Source organism: Micromonospora sp. WMMD812 (assembly GCF_027497215.1).
Classification (GTDB): domain Bacteria; phylum Actinomycetota; class Actinomycetes; order Mycobacteriales; family Micromonosporaceae; genus Micromonospora.
In genome coordinates, this window is the sequence record NZ_CP114904.1 from 1,432,377 (window position 1) to 1,451,737 (window position 19,361).

Genomic DNA, 19,361 nt, shown 5'->3' on the forward strand with positions numbered 1-19,361 from the left:
CCGCGCGGGCCGCGGGACCGAAGCGGTGATCAGGCGGCGAGCACCAGCGGTTGCGCGGGCTGTGGCAGAGCGGCCGACTCGACGATCGGGATGACCCGGTGCAGGCCGGAGACCCGCAGCACCCGCGTCGTCACCGGATTCGGGTCGACCACGACCAGCTGCCCGCCGCAGGCCCGGACCCGCAGGTGCGCGGCGACGATCGCGCGCACCCCGGCGGCGGAGAGCAACCGGACGCCGGAGAGGTCGAGCCGCAGCACCGGTCGGGCGGGCGCGGCCCAGAGCGCCGAGCGGAGCGCACCGACCGAGGCGATGTCGATCTCGCCGACGGCTCGCACGTCCACGCCGTGGTCATCCACGCTGACCTGCACGTGGAACCGGTCGCTGCCTTCTCCCATGCCCATGAATTTAGCCGTGACCACCGACATTTCCGCCCCTCCGGAGAGTGATTCCGGGTACGTCCAGGGTCGGACCCCGAGAGACCCCGAGTCCGCCCCGGGACGCAGGTCGGGGGACGGGTGGGGACGGGTCGCGCGGCGACCGGACCGCCCGCCGCGGCCCGGGTCGCGCGGCGGCACGACGGGCCCGGCCTGGGTCGGGGCGACGACAGGGCGCCCGGCGCCGGCCCGGTCCGGTCGACGACACGGCGGCCGGCGCGGCCCACGGGCCCACGCGTTGGGCATCGGCGGGTGAGAATGCGGGAATGGTCGTCCCCCGCCCCCGCCCGCCCCGGCTGATCCGGCCGGTGCGCGAGGCGGCCACCGTGCCACCCCCGTTGACCGGCCCGTGGGCCCCCGACGACCGGCGGCTCGACCGGGTCGACCTGCTCCCGCTGCCGGACGGCGCGGTCGGTCCCGAGGACGTGGTCGTCGACCCGTCCGGGCGGGTGGTGAGCGGCGACGAGGACGGGCGGCTCTGGTGGTGGCCGACCGATGCTCCGGCGGGCACCCGACCCCGACTGCTGGCCGAGACCGGCGGCCGGCCGCTCGGCATCGAACTCGACCCGGCCGGCGGTCTGGTGGTGTGCGACGCGTACCGCGGGCTGCTGCGGGTCACCCCGGACGGTGCGGTCCACGAGCTGACCGGCACCGCGCCGCCGGTGCACCTGGCCAACAATGCGGCGGTGGCCCGGGACGGCACCATCTACTTCACCGACTCCTCCGACCGGTTCCCGGTGTCGCACTGGAAGCGCGACCTGCTCGAGCACCGCCCGAACGGGCGGGTGCTCGCGTACCGGCCGGGCGCTGGCGGCGCCGAGGTGGTCGCGGAGGGCCTCTACTTTCCCAACGGGGTCGCGCTGACTCCGGACGAGTCCGCGCTGATGCTGGTGGAGACGACCACGCACCGGCTGTTGCGGGTCGAGCTGCCCGGCGGCACGGTGCGCGTCCTGGCCGACCTGCCCGCGTACCCGGACAACCTCTCGGCGGTCGGCGACGGCACGTACTGGATCGCGCTGCCCAGCCCCCGGGTGCCGGTCGCCGAACGGCTGCTGCCGCACCCGCGGTTGCGGCAGCTCGCCGCGCTGCTGCCCGACGCGATGCAGCCGCAGCCACGCCGGTACGGGCTGGTCGCGCTGGTCGACGGGGTCGGCGCGGTCCGCCGGACGCTGCACGGCCCGCAGGGCGACTATTGGATGATCACCGGCGTACGCCAGCACGGCGACCAGCTCTGGCTTGGCAGCCTCCTGGGTCCGGGAGTGGCCCGGGTGCCGCTGACGTGAGCCCTGCCGCTCCCGGGCTGCCGGTGGTGCGGTTGGGGCCCGGTTCGCCCTGGACCGTTTTTGTTCGCAGGCGGAGTGCGCACGGCCACGGCGCCGGGGGCGGTGACGCACCCGGGCCGGCCCGCGGGTGCGGGCCGGCCCGGTGTGCGGTGCGGTGGTCAGCCGCCGGTGACCGAGGGGTGCGGGGCCGGCGAGCCGCCGGCGACCGCGCCCGGGTGCGCCGGGTTGGTCGGCGCCGGGCCGAGCCCGGCCGGCACCGGCAGGGCGCTGCCCTTCACGTACTCGTCCCAGCTGACGTTCCAGGCCGTCCAGCCGTTGCCCTCGGTCAGCGGCACCTCGGTGCCCTTGATGGTCACCAGGTCCCCGACCTGGGTGGTGTTCATCAGCCAGTCCGCGGCCTCGTTGGAGACGTTGGTGCAGCCGTGTGACACGTTGGTGCTGCCCTGGTCCCCCTCCGACCACGGCGCGGCGTGGATGAACTCACCGCCCCAGGTCAGCCGCTGCGCGTCCTCGACGTCGACCACGTAGGGGTCGGCAGATCCCCGGGTGTCGAACGTCGTGAACTGATGCTTCTCCATGATCACCATCTTGCCGCTGGACGTCGGGGTGCTCGGCTTGCCCATGCTGACCGGGATCTTGCGGAGCAGCTTGCCGTCGCGCAGCACCGACATCTGCTTGGTGGCGTTGTCGATCTCCAGGGAGACCTGCTTGCCGATCTTCGAGGTGGCGGTCCGCTCGTCGTCGCCGACGAGGTCCTTGCCGATCGGCAGCCCGGCCAGTCCGGCCCGGACGCTGATCGAGGTCCCCGGTTTCCAGAAGTCGGGCGCCCGGTAATAGACCTGACTGCCGTCGCCCACCCACGACCAGGCCCCCGGCTGCGGCGGATTCGTTTTCACGAACAACCGGCGCTGCACATCCGCCCTGGCCTCTTTCGGAATGGGCGGGTCGAAGGCGACGGTTACTGGCATGGCAGTGCCGTACGTCCGATTGCCGGCGAAATAGAGTGTGCTGGTGACTGCCGGTTTGGTGGATTTCGGCATGGTGGTGAAGGTCGTCTTGCGGGTGGTGGTCTTGCCCGAGTCGCCGGTCGCGGTCACCTCGGCGGTGTAGGTCCGCTTCGGCTGCAACGGGGCGCTCGGCACCCAGGACGACCCGTCCTCGCGCGGCTCCGCCTTGACCTCCTTGCCCTTGTCGTCCGTGATCCGCACCCCGGTGATCCGACCGCCGGCCACCCGGGTGCCGACCTCGGCGCTGATCGGCACGTCCCGGGCCTGGTCACCGGGTGTCACGGTGAGTTCGGGTGGTGCGGCCTTCCCGTGCCGTCCCTCGTGATCGCGGTCGTCGGTACAGCCGACCAGGACCAGTGGAGCGGCTGCGACGGTCACCCCCAACAGCGTCAGACGCCGTCCCAACTTCATGATGCGTCCCCCCGTTTTCCGCTTCCCCTCCGCCACATTCTCTCCAGCCCGATACGTCTCCCCACGCAATTCGCAAATAAAGCCCGCAGCAATTAACGGGCGCATTTTGCCGAGCTGCGCCGAATAGTGGGCAATGAGCGAGCCGGACGGCATCGGGCGGGCCGACCGGTAGCGCCGGCCGGCGACCCGGCACGATGCCGTCGTCCGGTCCGCACCGATCTCGGACGGCTCGGTGCCTTTTCGGCCGCCTCGTCACGGACGGGGCCTGGCCCGCGCGCGTCGCCCGCCGCGGGCCGTCGCGATCACCACGGCCGCCGCACCGCGGAACGTCGGGCCCGACTTTTGTCGGAGCCAGCGAAAGTTCTGCGTTTCACGCCGAACCTTTGCCTTCGACCGGCGCCAAGGGTAAGTTGACGAGCCAGATAGAAAGTTGCCCATCGGTCGATCCGCTGCCCGACCCCTCGCCAGTGGTGCGCCCCGCCCTGGGCCCGTGCCGCAGCCGTACGCCGACCATGACCGTCCCGCCGAAGGCCCCGCCTCCGGCCGGTCCGGCGTGCCCGGGTACGGCGGCCGGGTCGACCCGGAACCGCCGGACCGGCACCATCCGGCAGGGAGGGAACACCACCATGGACGAGAGCACAGGACGGCCGGAGGCGCCGGAGGCGCTCAGCCGCCGCGGTCTGCTCCGCGCCGCGACCGTCTCGGCCGCGGCCGTCGGCACTGTCGGGCTGCTGGGCGAGACGTCCGCGTCGGCCTCGGGCGGCACGAGCCACGGCACCGGACGGCGGCGGGTGCCGCTGGACCGGATCAGCATCCAGCTCTACACCCTGCGCGACCAGCTCGCCGCCGACCTGCCCGGCACCCTTGCCGCGCTCCGGCGGTTCGGATACCGGCGGGTCGAGCACGCCGGCTTCGTCGGCCGGACGGCGGCCCAGTTCCGGGCCGCCCTGGACGCGGCCGGCCTGCGGGCCACCTCGGGCCACACCGGGATCCCGCAGCCCTTCGACGCCGACACCTGGGAGCGCGCCCTCGCCGACGCCAACACGGTGGGTTGCCGCAAGATCGTGCACCCGTGGTTCGGTCTCGACTCCACGGGGCAGCCGATCCGCGACCCGCAGGTCTACCGGGCGCTCGCCCGCGATCTCAACCGGGCCGGGCGGCTGGCCGAGCGCGCCGGGCTCGAGTTCGGCTACCACAACCACCAGCTCGAGTTCGTGCCGCTCAGCGACGGCAGCACCGGGTTCGACGTCCTCACCGGCGAGACCGACCCCCGGCTGGTCCACTTCGAACTCGACCTGTTCTGGGCGTGGCGCGGTGCACAGGACCCGGTGGACGTCATCCGGGCGCACCGGGGCCGGATCCGCCAGGTGCACGTCAAGGACATGGACACCAACGCCAGCTTCGCCGACCTCGGCGACGGCCTCATCGACTTCGGCCGCATCTTCGCCCACGAGCGCGAGGCCGGCATCGAGGAGTACATCGTGGAGCGCGACGACGCCGGCACTCCGCCGCGCTCGCCCGCCGACGCGCTGGACACCGCCCGCGTCGGCTTCGACTATCTCGCGTCCATCCGTTACTGACCCGAACACCCCGGGGGACCGCCTTGAAGAAGAGGACCGCACTCCTGTCCGCCCTGGCGCTGGTCGCCGCCGGGCTCGCCGCACCGACCACGTCGGTCGCGGCGGCACCCGCGCCGACGGCCGCGCCGCCGGACTCCAGCTTCCAGAAGGTGACGCTCAACGACTATCCGGGCGAGCCGATGAGCCTCGCCGTCCTGCCCGACCTGCGGGTGCTCCACACCTCGCGCACCGGCGAGGTACGCATCCACGACCCGCGGACCGGCCTCAACACGCTCGCCGCGGACGTGCCCGTCTACCAACACGACGAGGAGGGCCTGCAGGGAATCGCGATCGACCCCGACTTCTCCCGCAACAAGTGGGTCTACCTCTACTACTCACCGCCGATGGACACGCCGGTCGACGACCCGGCCACGCCGGACGTCAACGAGGGCGACGCGCCGCTGGTCGGCACCGCCGCGGACTGGGAACGGTTCCGTGGCGCGCTGCGGCTGTCCCGGTTCAAGCTGGACGGGATGAGGCTCGACCTCACCACCGAGCAGCACATCATCGACGTCCCCGTCGACCGGGGCATCTGCTGCCACGTGGGTGGGCAGATCGAGTTCGACAGCAAGGGCAACCTCTACCTGTCGACCGGTGACGACACCAACCCGTTCTTCTCCGACGGCTACACCCCGATCGACGAGCGGGCCGACCGCAACCCGGCGTTCGACGCCCAGCGCACCTCGGGCAACACCAACGACCTCCGCGGCAAGCTGCTGCGGATCAAGGTGAAGCCCGGTGGTGGCTACACGGTGCCGGCGGGCAACCTGTTCAAGCCGGGCACGGCGAAGACCCGTCCCGAGATCTACGCGATGGGCCTGCGCAACCCGTTCCGGTTCGCCGTCGACCGCCGCACCGACGACGTCTACCTGGCCGACTACTCCCCCGACGCCGGGTCGGCGAACCCGAGCCGCGGGCCGGCCGGGCACGGTCGCTGGATGCTCATCGACAAGCCGGCCAACTACGGCTGGCCGTACTGCGCCACGCCGAGCCTGCCGTACCGCGACTACGACTTCGCCACCGGGACGGCGGGCGCGTACTTCAACTGCCAGCGGCCGGTGAACGACTCGCCGCACAACACCGGCCAGCGCCGGCTGCCGCCGGTCGAGGCGCCGCAGGTGTGGTACCCGTCCGCCGCGTCCGGCGAGTTCCCCCAGCTCGGCACCGGCGGCATCGGCCCGATGGGTGGTCCGGCGTACGACTACGACGGCCGCAGCACGTCCCGGACCAGGTGGCCCGCCTACTACGACGGTGTGCCGCTGTTCTACGAGTGGACCCGGGACTACATCAAGGAGTTCCGCCTGGACGACCGCGGCGAGGTGCGCGACATCCGGCCGGTGGTGCCGTCGCTGGTGGTGGACAACCCGATGGACCTGGAGTTCGGCCCGGACGGCGCGCTCTACGTGCTGGAGTACGGCGACGGGTACTTCGCCGAGAACCCGGACGCGCAGCTGTCTCGGATCGACTTCGTCCGGGGCAACCGGACGCCGATCCCGGCGATCAGCGCCGACCCGACCGCCGGGCAGGCGCCGCTGACCGTCCGCTTCTCCAGCGCGGGAACGGTCGACCCGGACGGTGACCGGTTGCGCTACGCCTGGGACTTCAACGCCGACGGCTCGGTCGACTCGACGGCGGCGAACCCGACGTGGACGTACCAGGCGAACGGCTCGTACAACCCGACGGTGAGGGTCACCGACAGCACCGGCCGGTCGGCCTCGGCCACCCTGCCGCTGCTGGTCGGGCCGCGGGCCCCGACCATCGAGTTCGTCACCCCGGTGGCCGGGCAGCCGTTCGAGTTCGGCCAGACCGTGCCGTTCGAGGTACGCGTCGTCGACGACCTGCCGGTGGACTGCTCGCGGGTCACGGTGACGTACATCCTCGGCCACGACGACCACGGGCACCCGCTGTCGACGGCCTCCGGGTGCAGCGGCAGCATCGCCACGTTCGTGGACGGCGGCCACGGCGGCGCCGACAACCTGACCGGTGTCTTCGTCGCGGAGTACACCGACGCGCCGACCGAGCCGGGCGTCCCGCCGCAGACGGCCACGGCCACGGTGGTGCTGGAGCCGGGCGGCACGACGGCCCGCTGATCGCCTCCGGCGGCGGCCCGGTGTTCCGGGCCGCCGCCGGTCCGCGTCCGGCCCCCGGCGGGGCGTCCGCCGACGTCGCTGCCGTCAGTGCCATTCCTTCTCACCGTGGTTGCGGTGCCGGGCCCGACGGCACGTGCGGTGCCGGACCCGGCGCGCCTGGTGTGCGGCGCGGTCAGACGGCGGCGATCAGCAGCGCGGGCTGCTCCACGCAGTCGGCGACGTGCCGCAGGAAGCCGCCGGCCACCCCGCCGTCGCAGACCCGGTGGTCGAAGGTGAGGCTGAGCTGGGTGACCTTACGCACCGCGAGCTGCCCGTCGACCACCCACGGCTTGTCCACGATCCGGCCGACCCCGAGCAGCGCCGCCTCCGGGTGGTTGATGATCGGCGTGGACCCGTCGACGCCGAACACCCCGTAGTTGTTCAGGGTGAAGGTGCCTCCGGTGAGCCGGGCCGGTGCGAGCGTGCCGGCCCGCGCCGCCGCAGTCGTCTCGCCCAGTTCGGCGGCGAGCTCCGTGGTGGTGAGCCGCTGCGCGTCGCGGACCACCGGGACGACCAGGCCCCGGTCGGTCTGGGCGGCGATGCCCAGGTGCACACCGGCGGACTGGATGATCCGCTGTCCCTCGGTGTCCACCCGCGCGTTGAGCTGGGGATAGCGGCGCAGCGCGGACAGGCAGATCCGGGCGAGCAGGGCCAGGATGCTGACCGGCTGTTCCGGGCGGGCGGCGTTGATCGCGGCACGGGTCTCCAGCAGGCCGGTGGCGTCCACGTCGACCCAGATGGTGACCTCGGGGATCTCCCTTCGGCTGCGGGAGAGCTTGTCGGCGATCGCCTTGCGGATGCCGGTCAGCGGGATGACCAGGTCGTCGTCGGCGGTCGGGGCGGGCGCCGGCCGGTCCGGCACCGCGCTCAAGCGGCCCGGGGTGGCGCCGGCGACGGCCGCCTCCACGTCCGCGCGGCGGACCACGCCGCCGGGACCGCTGCCGGCGACGCTGCCCAGGTCGAGCCCGTGCTCCCGGGCCAGCCGGCGGACGATCGGCGAGATGACCAGCGGGGCCGTGCCGTTGCGGTCCGCCGGGGCGGCGGTCGACGCGGTGGCGGTGGCCGGCCGGTGCCCGCCCGCGGCCGGCTCGGGGGCGACCGCGAGGCGGGAGCGGCGGCGGCGCCGTCCCGCGCCGTGCCCGGTGCCGTAGCCGATCAGGACGTTGCCGGAGCCGGCCCGCTCCTCCTCACGGTAGGTGGCGTGCCCGGTGGGCTCCGGGGCGCCACCGCCGGCCGGCTCCGCGCCGTCCAGCGCGGCGATGGTGATCAGCGGCTGGCCGACGGGGCGAACCTCGCCGGCCGCGCCGTGCAGCGCCACGACCCGGCCGGCGTACGGGCAGGGCACGTCCACGACGGCCTTGGCGGTCTCCACCTCGACCACGCTCTGGTCCACGGTCACCGTGTCGCCGACGGCGACCCGCCACTCGACGATCTCCGCCTCGGTCAGCCCTTCGCCGAGGTCGGGCAGGAGGAAGACGCGCTCGGTCATGCCGCGCTGCCCTGGGTCGTGGGGAGCCAGCGGGGGTCGGGCCGGTCGTCCCACTGGAGCCGGGCGACCGCGTCGAGCACCCGGTCCACCCCGGGCAGGTGGGTGTGCTCCAGCATCGGCGCCGGGTACGGGATGTCCAGCCCGGCGACGCGCAGCACCGGGGCGTGCAGGGCGTGGAAGCAGCGCTCCTGCACCCGGGCGGCGATCTCGGCGCCGACCCCGGCGAAGCCCTGGGCTTCCTGGATCACCACGCACCGGCCGGTGCGGCGTACCGAGGCGGTGATCGTCGCGTCGTCGAACGGCACGATGGTGCGGACGTCCACCACCTCGAGGTCCCAGCCCTCGTCGCGGGCGGCCTCGGCGGCCTCCAGCGCCACCGGCACCGCGGGCCCGTACGCGACCAGGGTGGCGTCCCGGCCCGGCCGGCGGACGACGGCCCGGCCGAACGGCTCGGTGCGCGCCGGCAGCGCGGCGTCGGCGCTGGAGAAGTAGAGCTTCTTCGGCTCCATGAAGACCACCGGGTCCGGGTCGGCGATCGCCTCGCGCAGCAGCGAGTACGCGTCGTCGACGGTGGCCGGGGTGACCACCTTGAGGCCCGGGGTGTGCGCGTAGTACGCCTCGCTGGAGTCGCAGTGGTGCTCGACGCCGCCGATCCCGCCGGCGTACGGCACCCGGATCACGATCGGCACGCTGAGCGCGCCGCGGGTGCGGTTGCGCAGCTTCGCCACGTGCGAGGCGATCTGCTCGAACGCCGGGTACGCGAACGCGTCGAACTGCATCTCGACCACCGGCCGCAGCCCGGACATGGCCAGGCCGACCGCGAAGCCGACGATGCCGGCCTCGGCGAGGGGGGTGTCGAAGCAGCGCTTGTCGCCGAAGCGGGCCTGGAGGCCGTCGGTGATGCGGAAGACGCCGCCGAGCGCGCCGACGTCCTCGCCGAAGACGACCACCCGCTCGTCGTCGGTCATCGCGTCGGCGAGCGCTGCGTTGAGCGCCTTCGCCATGGTGGTGGCCATCAGGCGTCCCCCTCCTGCTCGGTCGCGGCCAGCTCGGCGCGGACCTGCTCCCGCTGCTCGATCAGCTGCGGCGTCGGCTCGGCGTAGACGTGGTCGAAGAGGCTCAGCGGGTCGACGGTGGGCTGGGCGTTCATCCGCTCGCGCAACGCGGCGGCGTACGCCTCGGCCTCCGCGGCGATAGCGGCGACCGCGTCGTCGTCCAGCTCGCCGCGGTCGCGCAGGTACGTCTCCAGCCGGCTGACCGGGTCGCGGTCCCGCCAGGAGTCGACCTCGGCGCCGTCGCGGTAGCGGGTCTGGTCGTCGGCGTTGGTGTGCGGCTCCATCCGGTAGGTGTGCGCCTCGACCAGGAACGGCCCGTTGCCGGCCCGGGCGTGCTCCACCGCGCGGGTGAGCACGGCGAGCACGGCGACCGGGTCGTTGCCGTCGACCTGCTCGCTGGGCACGCCGTAGCCGACGCCCTTGTACGCCAGCGACGGCGCGGCGGTCTGCCGGGACAGCGGGACGCTGATGGCGTACCGGTTGTTCTGCACGAAGTACACGACCGGGGCCTTGAACACCGCGGCGAAGTTGATCCCCTCGTGGAAGTCGCCCTCGCTGGTCGCGCCGTCGCCGATGAAGGCCAGCGCCACGGTGTCCCGCCCCTGGTACGCCTCGCCGTAGGCCAGGCCGGCGGCGTGCACGCACTGGGTGGCGAGGGGGGTGCACTGCGGCGCGGTGTGCCGCGCGGCGGGGTCGTACCCGCAGTGCCAGTCGCCGCGCAGCAGGGTCAGCACCTCGACCGGGTCGATGCCCCGGGACACCAGCGCCATCGACTCGCGGTAGGTCGGGAAGACCCAGTCGGTGTCCCGCACGGCCAGCATGGCGCCGACCTGGCAGGCCTCCTGGCCGCGGGAGGACGGGTAGACCGCCAGCCGGCCCTGCTTGGTCAGGGCGGTGGCCTGGGCGTCGAACCGGCGGCCGACGACCATCCGGCGGTACATCTCGCGCAGGGCGTCGGCGGGGGGCTCCGGATAGTCGGCGCGCGCGGGCAGCGGCGTGCCGGCGGGGTCGAGCAGACGCACCGGCTCGGCGTCCGGCAGCAGCGGACGCGCCGGGTCGGGCGGGGTGGCCGGCCGGCGGGTGCGCGGGGATGCCCTGCGGACCGCCTGGGGTGTGGTCGTCACGGCGGGGACCTCCTGGACGTGTGGTGGCCCTATGCTCCTGCCTGTCGGATGTTTTGCTCAAGATCCACAGCAAACGTGGGACGGATGGCACGCGGAAGGGGCGTCGGTGAGTCAGGAGACCGGGTCGGAAGCGGTGCCGGCCGCGGCGGCGGGACGATCGGCCCGCCCGCTGGACGAGGTGGACCGTCGGATCCTGGATGAGCTGGTCCGGGACGGACGCACCTCGGTGCGCACCCTCGCCGAACGGATCCACATCTCCCGCACGAACGCGTACGCGCGGGTGGAGCGGCTGCTGCGCGACGGCGTGATCACCGGCTTCCGGGCCCAGGTGGCGCCGGAGGCGGCCGGGTTGGGCACGTCGGCGTACATCGCGTTGACGATCGAGCAGAACACGTGGCGGGAGGTCTCCGCGGAGCTGGCCCAGGTGCGCTACATCGAGCACGCCGCGTTACTCGGCGGCGACCACGACGTGCTGGCGCTGGTCCGCGCGCCGGACAACGCGGCGCTGCGGGACGTGGTGCTGGGCCGGATCCAGAGCATCCCGGGTGTGCTCTCCACCCGCACCTGGCTGGTCTTCGAGGAGTTCGACGGGGCGAGCAGCCCCTGGGCGTGAGGAAGTCACCGCTCCGGTGGGGCCTCCAGCCCTTCCCGGTCGGCCAACTCCAGCAGCGGCTCCAGCGAGAAGCGCCGCGTGTCCAGGCCGGCGTGCGGGTCGCCGCGCTCGGCGAACCGGGCGGGCATGGAGACCACGTCGAAGTCCTCGGGGCGGGCGTCGTCCAGCTCGGCCCAGTCCAGCGGCGCGGAGACCAGCGCGCGGGGGGTCGGCCGGATCGAGTAGGCGGAGGCCATGGTGTGGTCGCGGGACATCTGGTTGTAGTCCACGAACACCGGCCGGTCCCGCTGCTCCCGCCACCAGGTGGTGGTGACCAGGTCCGGCAGCCGCTTCTGCATCTGGCGGCCCAGCGCCAGCACCGCCCGCCGGCAGTCGCCGAAGCTCCACCGCGGCTCGATGGACAGGTAGATGTGCAGCCCCCGCCCGCCGGTGGTCTTCGGGTAGCCGGTCAGGCCCAGCTCGTCGAGGAAGGCGCGCACCTCCTGGGCCACCGGCACCACCTGGGCGAAGTCCACGCCGGGCATCGGGTCGAGGTCGATCCGCAGCTGGTCGGGCCGTTCCACGTCGGCGGCGGAGACCGGCCAGGGGTGGAAGCGCAGGGTGCCGAGGTTCGCCGCCCAGATCACCACCGCCAGCTCGCTGGGCGCCACCTCGTCGGCGGTGCGTCCGCTCGGGAAGGTGATGTGCGCGGTGCGCACCCACTCGGGCGCGCCGGCCGGCAGTCGCTTCTGGTAGAACGCGTCACCGCGGTTGTCCTGCCGGGTGCCGATCTTGGCCCCCTCGAACACGCCCCGCGGCCAGCGTTCGAGCATGGTCGGCCGGTCCCGCAGCGCCCGCAGCACACCGTCGCCGACGGCCAGGAAGTAGCGGACCACGTCGAGCTTGGTCAGCCCCCGCTGCGGGAAGTAGGGCTTGTCCGGGCTGGAGACACGGACGACCCGCTCCCCGACCTGGATCTCCTCGGCTGCGCCCGCCACGCCCACGAGGGTACGACGTCCCGGCGGGCCGGTGGGGCTACCGCCCGGGGACCAGGGTGGCGGGCTGCTGCGGGATCTCCTGGGTCGGCGCGTCGACGCGAGGCGCCGGCGCGCCGGGCGCGGTTGCCGGTTCCTCGGCCGCCGCGCTCTGCCGCTCGACGGGCAGCCCCGGCCGGGACCGGCGGGCGAAGAAGCCGGGCGTCCAGTCCTTGAGCCGCAGCGCCGGCCGTTCGACCAGCTTCCAGGACACGAACGCGGCGGCCCAGGCGGCCGCGATCGACATCGCGACGAACGGCACGTAGCCCCACCGGCTCCAGCCCAGGCTCGCCATCACCTGCTGGAACACGAAGCCGTAGATGTAGATGCCGTACGAGTAGTCGTTCTTGCGGCCCACCCAGTGCAGCCGGCGCGGCATCCGCACCGACAGCCAGATCAGCAGGTACGCGAAGGCGGGCAGGCCGATCACGAAGAAGCCGCCGAAGAGCAGCGACAGCCCGAGCGCCACGGCCGAGCCGACGCCCAGCGCGTCGTTGATCGGCACCCGCTCCCGGTAGAGGTCGAGGGTGGCGCCGAAGGCGAAGAGGAAGCCGAGGTAGACGATCCAGAACATGCTCATCCCGCCGACCAGCGGCGAGTTGAAGGTCCAGGCCGCCTGCGACATCGGGCCGCTGAACTGCCCGGAGCTCCACCAGTCGTGGAAGATGCTCAGGTAGAGGGCGATCGTCAGGAACAGCACGAACCGCCGGGCCTGGCGGAGCACCGCGGTGACCGCGAGCACGCCGACCACCACGTAGCAGAACATCTCGTACTTCAGCGACCAGAGCGCGCCGTTGAAGACGCTGCTGTTGGTCTCCTGTCCCCACGGCGTGGTCTTGGCGAGCAGGCCGTCGATGCCGTACTGCCGTACTCCCGTCCACCAGTTCGCCTGCAGGTAGGCCAGGGGGCCGCCGCGCGCCCACGGGTCGGCGAAGAAGCCGTCGATGGTGCCGCGCTCGCGCAGCGCCACCAGCGGCGCGACGACCAGCGCGGTGATCAGCAGGCAGACCCACAGGCCGGGGAAGATGCGCAGGGCGCGGTGCCAGGCGTAGCGGATCAGCCCGGTCCGCCGGGCGCTGCGGGTGATCAGCAGACCGGAGAGCACGAAGAAGCCGTAGACGGCCATGGTGCCGACGTTGGTCTGCCGGTCGAAGAGGTAGTAGCCGAGGTCGTGCGCGCCGAAACCGAGCGGCTTGGAGTGCGACATCACCACGCCGAGGGCGAGGCAGAGCCGGATCAGGCCGATGCCGTTGCTGCGCCCGGAGAGCAGGTCGGCCAGCGTGCCGCGCGACCGGACGAAGGCTGCGGTAGTCGTCATGCGGCCAGATACCCTCTCGACCATCAGGCGGGCACCCGCGCGACGGAGTGCTCCCACAACTGCTTCATCTCGGTGTGCAGATCGTCGCTCGGCGCCCAGCCGAGAAGCTCGGCGGCGAGTGCGATGTCCAGCCGCTGCCAGGTCGTCTCGGCCGGACCGGTCCGTTCCGCCTCGACCAGGTCCGTCGGGACCTCACTCGCGTCGATGAGAAGGTGCACCATATCACGGGCGCTCGCGGCCACCCCGCGACCGATGTTGATCACGTGCCCGCCGATGCCGGGCCGGGTCGCGGCGAGCACGACCGCCGCCACCACCTCGTCGAGGCCGACGAAGTCCCGCTGGGAGCCGAGGGGGGCGAGTTCGAGGCGGGCCCGCCCTCCGGCCAGCTGGGCCGCGCGGAGCTTCCCCGCCACCACGCCGAGCAGGCTGTGGCCGGGCTGGCCGGCGCCGATCACGTTGCCGATCCGCAGCGTGACGCCCTCGACGGCCCCCTGCCGGTGGGCCTCGGCGACGACCTCGGTGCAGCGCACCTTGAACTCGCCGTACGGCATGACCGGCGCGGGCGGCATGGTCTCCGGCATCGAGGCGCCGACCGGCACCAGCCCGTACTCGTGCACGCTGCCGAGCTGCACCAGCCGGACCGGGCGCGGGAGCAGGGCGGCGGCCGCCACCAGGTGCTCGACCAGGGTGACGTTGACCGCGACCATCTGCTCGTCGGTGAGCCCCCACATGCCGCCGGCGGCGTTCACCACCACGTCCGCGTCGACGTCGCGCAGCAGCGCGGCGATGTCCTCGACGCGGGCGTCGGCGAGGTCCAGCGCCCGGACCGCGACGTCGCCGCCCAGGTCGCGGGGGTTCCGCGCGACGGCGACCACCTGGTGGCCGTGGTCGGCCAGTCGGCGGCAGATCGGCTGGCCGAGGAAGCCGGTGCCGCCGAGCACCACCACCCGCAACCGGCCGTCGGCGCCCTCGCCGTGGCTCCGCTGCTTGATGACCATGTCATCCCCCTGCTTGATCATCGGCTGTCGCTGGCCGGGCCGAACGCGTGCCGGGAAAGGCTCGCCACACCGGCCATCCGCCCCGAGCGGAGCGCCGTCGGCAGGAGCGTGATGGCGTGCAACCGGGACGAGGTGTACCGGCGGGCGGCGCGGGCGGCCCGCGGCCACTCCTGCGCCTCCATCAGCTCGGCCGCCTCCAGGAAGTAGGCCCGGGCCTCGGTGAACCGCGAGCCGTTGACCGCGTCCGCGGCGGACTTGCTGACCGCGTGCCGGCGGTACTGGAAGCAGACCGTCGTGTCGACCGCCATCTGCTCGCCCCGCCGGATCAGGTCGATGACCAGGGCGAGATCCTGGATGACCTGGTACTCGTCGCGGAAGTCGACCGCCTTGAGCGCGTCCGTACGCCAGCAGATCGACGGGAAGTAGAACCAGCAGCCGCGCAGCAGGCTCGCCGCCAGCTCCTCGCCGCCCATCAGCCGGCGACCGTCGACCTTGGGCGCGTACAGCCTGCGCTTGGCCTCGTCGACCATGGTGTTGACCACGACGCCGTCGGCGTCGATGACCTCGACGCCGGGCTGGATCATGCAGACGCCGGGGTACTCGTCGATCACCGACCGGACGGTGGCCAGGTAGTTCGGGTGCATGATGTCGTCGGTGCCCATCATGACCAGGTACTCGTGCTCGGCCAGGCCGACACACTTGCGGTAGTTGCCGGTGACCCCGAGGTTGCGCTCGTTGCGCTGGTAGCGCACCCGCTCGTCGGTGATGCCGGCGAACCACTCCGGCACCCCCGGCTCCGTGCCGTCGTCGACGACCGTGAGCCGCCAGTCCGGATCGGTCTGGGCCATCACGCTGCGTACGGCCGCCTGCATGAGAGCGACGCTCCCGTAGTAAGGCAGCATGATGTCGAAGGTCATGGGTAACGCGAACCTAACTGTGCGTGTCGGTAAGCCGAAGGCGCGGCCACATTATCAGGCCGCGCCGCGCGTCGGGTACCGGCGATCATGACTGCCGGTTCCGGCGTCGCCGACGGGTTCCGCCGGGGCGCGGCCGGACACGGCGAGGGCTATCATCGTCGGCGCCGAAACCACACGCCTCGATCGGACGCCGATGTCAGACAGCGCCGTCGCCACGGACACCCACCGCCCCAGCACCGGCGCTGAGCAACCGGAGCCCGCCCGCGCGGGCCGCGACGGGTTCGGTGAGCTGGTACGCCGGGTGGCGCTCAGCGCCTGGTTCGCCCCCACGGCCTTCGCCGCGCTCGTCGTCACCTGGCACATCGGCAAGCCCGAGATGTGGCACGACGAGCTGGTGACCGTTGACGTGGCCACCCGGTCGACCCGCCAGATCCTGCGCCTGCTCGAGAACGTCGACGCCGTGCACGGGGCGTACTACCTGTTCATGCACGCCTGGACGACGCTCGTCGGCGCCGGGCCCACCGCCGTACGGCTGCCCTCGGCGCTGGCCATGACCGTAGCCACCGCGTGCGTCGCCCTGGCCGGCCAGCGCCTGTTCGACCGCACCACCGGCGTCGCCGCCGGCTTCGTCTTCGCCCTGGTTCCCACCGTCACCCGGTTCGGTCAGGAGACCCGCTCGTACGCGCTGGTCGTGCTCGGCGCGGCGCTGGCCACCCTGTTCCTGCTGCGGGCCCTGGAGCGGCCCGGCCTGTGGCGCTGGGCCGCCTACACCCTGACGGTCGCGGCCCTCGGGGTGCTCAACGTGGTCTCGCTCACCCTGCTGCTCGGGCACGGGGTGGCCGTCCTGGTGCACTGGTGGCGGCAGCGGCGCCTGTGGCTGCTGGTGCAGTTCGCGCTGAGCGTCGGGGCCGGGCTGGGGCTGGCCCTGCCGGTGATCATGCGCGGGATGCGGCAGGCCGGGCGGCAGATCAGCTGGATCCCGGACAGCCAGCCGTGGACCGTCTGGGAGCAGACCGTCGGGTCGACGCTGCTCGCCGCCGCGCTGACCGCGCTCGCCGCGCTCGGCCTGCTGGCGCACCTCCGCCGCCGGCCGGGCACGACGTCGCGGCCCGCCACCGCCGCGCTGATCGCGGTGCTGCCGCTGCCGGTGATCCTCGTGGCCTCCACCGGCGAGATCAACTACTTCTTCTCCAAGTACCTGCTGTTCGTCCTGCCGGCGTGGGCGGTGCTCGCCGGCGCCGGCGTCGCCGCGCTCCGCCGTGTCCCGCTGGTGGCGGCGGCGCTGGTGGTGGTCGCGGCGCTGGCGGTCCCCGGCCAGCAGGCGCTGCGCGCGGAGTTCTCGCACGGCTGGTACACCTACCCGCAGGCACGGGCGTTCCAGCCGCTCTCCTACTCGGAGGCGGCCCGGCTGATCGCGGCCGAATACCAGCCCGGCGATGGGATGGCCGCCGGCGGCCCCTGGTGGTGGATGCACGACCCGGGCGTGCGCTACTACCTGCCGAAGGACATCACGCCGCGCAACGTGTTCCAGGCCAGGTCGGCGGCGGACCGGGCGGAGCTGTTCGGCGCGGACTGCCCGGAGCCGGCGCGCTGCCTGCGCGACGAGCCGCGGATCTGGGTCGTCCTGCCCAAGGTCACCGACGAGCCGCTCACCGGCCTTCCGCGCAAGCAGTCGGCCGCGCTGGCCGAGCGGTACGACGTGGTCCGGGTCGAGCACCCGCGCGGCCTGACGGTGGCCCTGCTCCAGCGAAAGGGCTGAGGCCGGGCGCGGCCGACGGCCGGGCACGGTCGTTCCGTACGCCCGGCCGGCGACCGCCCCCGGTCAGCGCTTCTCCTGCTGCATGCGGGCCATGAGCATCTGCTTGCCCTGCTCACCCGCCTTGCGGCTGTTCTCCTGGATGGCCCGGAACCAGTTGGCCAGCTCGCTGTCGCCGCGCTGCTCGGCGTCGTCGATGTACGTCTGCATCCGGTAGACGTTCTTCAACGAATGCTGCAGCGTGCTGATCAGGTCATAGTTCTTGTCCTTGACCGGACTCATCCGCTCCATCGTCGTGGCCACGGCGTACCTCCCCTGTCGGCTCTCGTGGACCCGGCGCTTACCCGACCACGGCGCGTTCACGCGCCGGCCGGCGCCCGTGCCCGGACTCGTGGGAGGCGCCGTTCCGGAGACCGCGTTGCCCGGGGGCGCACCAGCCACGGTTATCCCGGGCGGCCCTCGGGTAGGGGTCTCGGCATGGCGGAACTGGCGACGCTCTGGATCGTCCGGCACGGGGAGAGCACGGGAAACGTCGCCGCGACCCAGGCCGAGTCCGCCGGCGCCGAGCTGATCGGGTTGACCCACCGGGATCCGGACGTGCCGCTCTCCCCCACCGGCGAGGAGCAGGCCCGGGCGACCGGGCGCTGGCTCGCCGGTCTGCCGCCGGAGCGCCGCCCGGACGTGGCCGTCGTCTCGCCGTACCTGCGGGCGGTGCGCACCGCCGAGTTGGCGCTGGCCGGCACCGGCGTGCCGGTCAGCCGGGACGAACGGCTGCGCGACCGGGAGCTGGGCATCCTGGACGGGCTGACCGCGCACGGGGTACGCGCCCGGTTTCCGGACGAGGCGCGGCGCCGGACCCGGTTGGGCAAGTTCTACTACCGGCCGCCGGGCGGGGAGTCGTGGGCCGACGTGGCGCTGCGGCTGCGTACGCTCCTCGGCGACCTGCGCCGCGACCACGAGGATCAGCGGGTGCTGCTGTTCGGCCACGACGCGCTGGTCTTCGTGCTCCGCTACCTGGTCGAGGGGTTGACCGAGACCGAACTGATGGCGCTGACCCGCGAGCAGGTGGTCATGAACTGCTCGGTCACCGGCTGGTCGGCGGACGGCTCGGGGCGGTTGACGTTGGACACCTTCAACGACGTCGGCCACCTGCACCGGCAGGGCGCCCGGCCGACATGGGAGGACGAGGTCCGTGCCGAACCGGTCTGACACGGAGGTGATCACCCCGGCGCTGCTGCGCGACTGGGCGCTGCCCGTACCGTCCGGCGGCAAGGAGAGCCGCGGCACCGTGCTCGTGGTCGGCGGTTCCCGGTTCACCCCCGGCGCCGTGCTGCTGGCCGGCGTCGCCGCGCTGCGCGCCGGCGCCGGCGTCCTGCAACTGGCCGCGGCCGAGTCCACCGCGGCCGCCCTCAGCATCCAGGTGCCCGAGGCGCTCGTGGTGGGCCTGCCGGAGACCAGCGACGGGGCGGTCTCGGGACAGCCGGGCGACCGGCTCGCCGACCTGGTGGCCGAGGCGGACGTGGTGACCGTCGGCCCCGGGCTCAGCGAGATCGAGGAGACACGGCGGCTGCTGCACCTGGTGCTCGACGCGGCCGGCCCGCAGACCCCGGTGGTGCTCGACGCGTACGCCCTGGGGGCGCTCAGCCACGAACCGGACCTGCTGGTCGGCTCGGGTCGGCCCGTGGTGCTGACCCCGAACCTCACCGAGGCGCGGCACCTGCTCGGCCGGGAGCCGGGCGAGGACCTGGACGCCGAGGCGGCCGAACTGGCCGACCGGTACGCCGCGGTGGTCTCCCTCTACGGGCACGTCGCCAGCCCGGACGGCCGGAGCTGGCGGGAGGAGAGCGGAGACGCCGGCCTGGGCACCTCGGGCAGCGGGGACGTGCGGGCCGGGCTGCTCGCCGGTCTGCTCTCGCGCGGCGCGGAGCCCGCGCAGGCGGCCTGCTGGGCGGCGTACGCCCATGCGGTGAGCGGTCAACGCCTGGTTCCGCAGTACGGCCGGATCGGTTTCCTGGCCCGCGAGCTGCTCGACGAGATCCCGCACACCATCGCCACGGTGTGACGCCTGCCGCACTCGGGTCCGGTTGTGGGGCTCGGCGCACCGACGCCGACCCCAACGCTATTGAGGGACAGCTGTTTCCGCAGCTCACCTCCCGGGTACCGGACGATCACCACCCCACGGATCGAGGAGGTCA

At 73.3% G+C, this 19,361-nt stretch carries 17 protein-coding genes; 7 read left to right on the plus strand and 10 right to left on the minus strand.

Going from position 1 to position 19,361, the window contains the following annotated elements:
* Positions 1–29 precede the first annotated feature (29 nt).
* A complete protein-coding gene (locus O7603_RS06575) occupies positions 30–395 on the minus strand; it encodes an STAS domain-containing protein (RefSeq protein WP_281574781.1) in 366 nt (121 codons plus the stop codon).
* Positions 396–700: 305 nt separating this feature from the next.
* Between O7603_RS06575 and O7603_RS06580 the strand changes: the two genes are divergently transcribed.
* Positions 701–1,717 (plus strand): SMP-30/gluconolactonase/LRE family protein, encoded by a 1,017-nt coding sequence (locus O7603_RS06580; protein ID WP_281574782.1) that lies wholly within the window; start codon positions 701–703, stop codon positions 1,715–1,717.
* A gap of 158 nt (positions 1,718–1,875) precedes the next feature.
* Here the strand turns inward: O7603_RS06580 and O7603_RS06585 are convergent, their stop codons facing one another.
* Complete coding sequence (locus tag O7603_RS06585; RefSeq protein ID WP_281576630.1) at positions 1,876–3,135, minus strand: Ig-like domain-containing protein; 1,260 nt, start codon at positions 3,133–3,135, stop codon at positions 1,876–1,878.
* 626 nt (positions 3,136–3,761) lie between these two features.
* Between O7603_RS06585 and O7603_RS06590 the strand changes: the two genes are divergently transcribed.
* Both O7603_RS06590 and O7603_RS06595 read left to right on the plus strand, forming a co-directional pair.
* Complete coding sequence (locus O7603_RS06590) at positions 3,762–4,715, plus strand: sugar phosphate isomerase/epimerase (RefSeq protein ID WP_281574783.1); 954 nt, start codon at positions 3,762–3,764, stop codon at positions 4,713–4,715.
* Between the two features lie 23 nt (positions 4,716–4,738).
* Positions 4,739–6,844, plus strand: coding sequence for a PQQ-dependent sugar dehydrogenase (locus O7603_RS06595; RefSeq protein WP_281574784.1), 2,106 nt, complete (start codon positions 4,739–4,741; stop codon positions 6,842–6,844).
* A gap of 172 nt (positions 6,845–7,016) precedes the next feature.
* Here the strand turns inward: O7603_RS06595 and O7603_RS06600 are convergent, their stop codons facing one another.
* The 3 genes from O7603_RS06600 to pdhA are packed head-to-tail and all read right to left on the minus strand — an operon-like array spanning position 7,017 to position 10,584.
* Entirely contained in the window at positions 7,017–8,372 is a 1,356-nt protein-coding gene (locus O7603_RS06600; RefSeq protein WP_281574785.1) for a dihydrolipoamide acetyltransferase family protein, read from the minus strand.
* Positions 8,369–9,391: an alpha-ketoacid dehydrogenase subunit beta gene (locus O7603_RS06605; protein ID WP_281576631.1), complete on the minus strand. Its 1,023-nt coding sequence runs from the start codon at positions 9,389–9,391 to the stop codon at positions 8,369–8,371. Before O7603_RS06605 ends, O7603_RS06600 begins: the two co-directional genes overlap by 4 nt.
* Complete coding sequence (pdhA, locus tag O7603_RS06610; RefSeq protein ID WP_281576632.1) at positions 9,388–10,584, minus strand: pyruvate dehydrogenase (acetyl-transferring) E1 component subunit alpha; 1,197 nt, start codon at positions 10,582–10,584, stop codon at positions 9,388–9,390. Before pdhA ends, O7603_RS06605 begins: the two co-directional genes overlap by 4 nt.
* 100 nt (positions 10,585–10,684) lie before the next feature.
* Between pdhA and O7603_RS06615 the strand changes: the two genes are divergently transcribed.
* Positions 10,685–11,164: an Lrp/AsnC family transcriptional regulator gene (locus O7603_RS06615; RefSeq protein ID WP_281576633.1), complete on the plus strand. Its 480-nt coding sequence runs from the start codon at positions 10,685–10,687 to the stop codon at positions 11,162–11,164.
* A 5-nt stretch (positions 11,165–11,169) separates the two neighbouring features.
* Here O7603_RS06615 and O7603_RS06620 read toward each other — a convergent pair whose 3' ends face one another.
* From O7603_RS06620 to O7603_RS06635, 4 genes are read right to left on the minus strand one after another with little or no spacing between them, the layout of a single operon-like run.
* Positions 11,170–12,141, minus strand: a complete 972-nt coding sequence (locus tag O7603_RS06620; protein ID WP_281574786.1) for a DNA primase small subunit domain-containing protein — start codon at positions 12,139–12,141, stop codon at positions 11,170–11,172.
* Between the two features lie 37 nt (positions 12,142–12,178).
* Positions 12,179–13,495, minus strand: a complete 1,317-nt coding sequence (locus tag O7603_RS06625; RefSeq protein WP_281574787.1) for an acyltransferase — start codon at positions 13,493–13,495, stop codon at positions 12,179–12,181.
* A 23-nt stretch (positions 13,496–13,518) separates the two neighbouring features.
* On the minus strand, positions 13,519–14,514 hold the full coding sequence (locus O7603_RS06630) for an NAD(P)-dependent oxidoreductase (RefSeq protein ID WP_281574788.1): 996 nt from the start codon (positions 14,512–14,514) through the stop codon (positions 13,519–13,521).
* Positions 14,511–15,410, minus strand: a complete 900-nt coding sequence (locus O7603_RS06635; protein WP_281574789.1) for a glycosyltransferase — start codon at positions 15,408–15,410, stop codon at positions 14,511–14,513. The genes O7603_RS06630 and O7603_RS06635 overlap by 4 nt, the downstream gene beginning before the upstream one ends.
* Positions 15,411–15,603: 193 nt before the next feature.
* Here O7603_RS06635 and O7603_RS06640 point away from each other — a divergent pair, with 193 nt between their 5' ends.
* A complete protein-coding gene (locus O7603_RS06640) occupies positions 15,604–17,169 on the plus strand; it encodes a glycosyltransferase family 39 protein (RefSeq protein ID WP_281574790.1) in 1,566 nt (521 codons plus the stop codon).
* 63 nt (positions 17,170–17,232) lie between these two features.
* Here the strand turns inward: O7603_RS06640 and O7603_RS06645 are convergent, their stop codons facing one another.
* A complete protein-coding gene (locus tag O7603_RS06645; protein WP_281574791.1) occupies positions 17,233–17,469 on the minus strand; it encodes a hypothetical protein in 237 nt (78 codons plus the stop codon).
* Positions 17,470–17,643: 174 nt separating this feature from the next.
* Here O7603_RS06645 and O7603_RS06650 point away from each other — a divergent pair, with 174 nt between their 5' ends.
* Positions 17,644–18,375 carry a histidine phosphatase family protein gene (locus O7603_RS06650; protein WP_281574792.1) on the plus strand — a complete coding sequence of 244 codons (732 nt, stop codon included), beginning with the start codon at positions 17,644–17,646 and terminating at the stop codon, positions 18,373–18,375.
* On the plus strand, positions 18,359–19,228 hold the full coding sequence (locus O7603_RS06655; protein ID WP_281574793.1) for an NAD(P)H-hydrate dehydratase: 870 nt from the start codon (positions 18,359–18,361) through the stop codon (positions 19,226–19,228). The genes O7603_RS06650 and O7603_RS06655 overlap by 17 nt, the downstream gene beginning before the upstream one ends.
* The last annotated feature ends 133 nt before the right edge of the window (positions 19,229–19,361 follow it).

Bases quoted from the DNA above. Each gene is read 5' to 3' on its own strand.
- O7603_RS06575 (WP_281574781.1), bottom strand. From the start codon at position 395: ATGGGAGAAGGCAGCGACCGGTTCCACGTGCAGGTCAGCGTGGATGAC.
- O7603_RS06580 (WP_281574782.1), top strand. From the start codon at position 701: ATGGTCGTCCCCCGCCCCCGCCCGCCCCGGCTGATCCGGCCGGTGCGC.
- O7603_RS06585 (WP_281576630.1), bottom strand. From the start codon at position 3,135: ATGAAGTTGGGACGGCGTCTGACGCTGTTGGGGGTGACCGTCGCAGCC.
- O7603_RS06590 (WP_281574783.1), top strand. From the start codon at position 3,762: ATGGACGAGAGCACAGGACGGCCGGAGGCGCCGGAGGCGCTCAGCCGC.
- O7603_RS06600 (WP_281574785.1), bottom strand. From the start codon at position 8,372: ATGACCGAGCGCGTCTTCCTCCTGCCCGACCTCGGCGAAGGGCTGACC.
- O7603_RS06625 (WP_281574787.1), bottom strand. From the start codon at position 13,495: ATGACGACTACCGCAGCCTTCGTCCGGTCGCGCGGCACGCTGGCCGAC.
- O7603_RS06630 (WP_281574788.1), bottom strand. From the start codon at position 14,514: ATGATCAAGCAGGGGGATGACATGGTCATCAAGCAGCGGAGCCACGGC.
- O7603_RS06635 (WP_281574789.1), bottom strand. From the start codon at position 15,410: ATGACCTTCGACATCATGCTGCCTTACTACGGGAGCGTCGCTCTCATG.
- O7603_RS06640 (WP_281574790.1), top strand. From the start codon at position 15,604: ATGTCAGACAGCGCCGTCGCCACGGACACCCACCGCCCCAGCACCGGC.
- O7603_RS06650 (WP_281574792.1), top strand. From the start codon at position 17,644: ATGGCGGAACTGGCGACGCTCTGGATCGTCCGGCACGGGGAGAGCACG.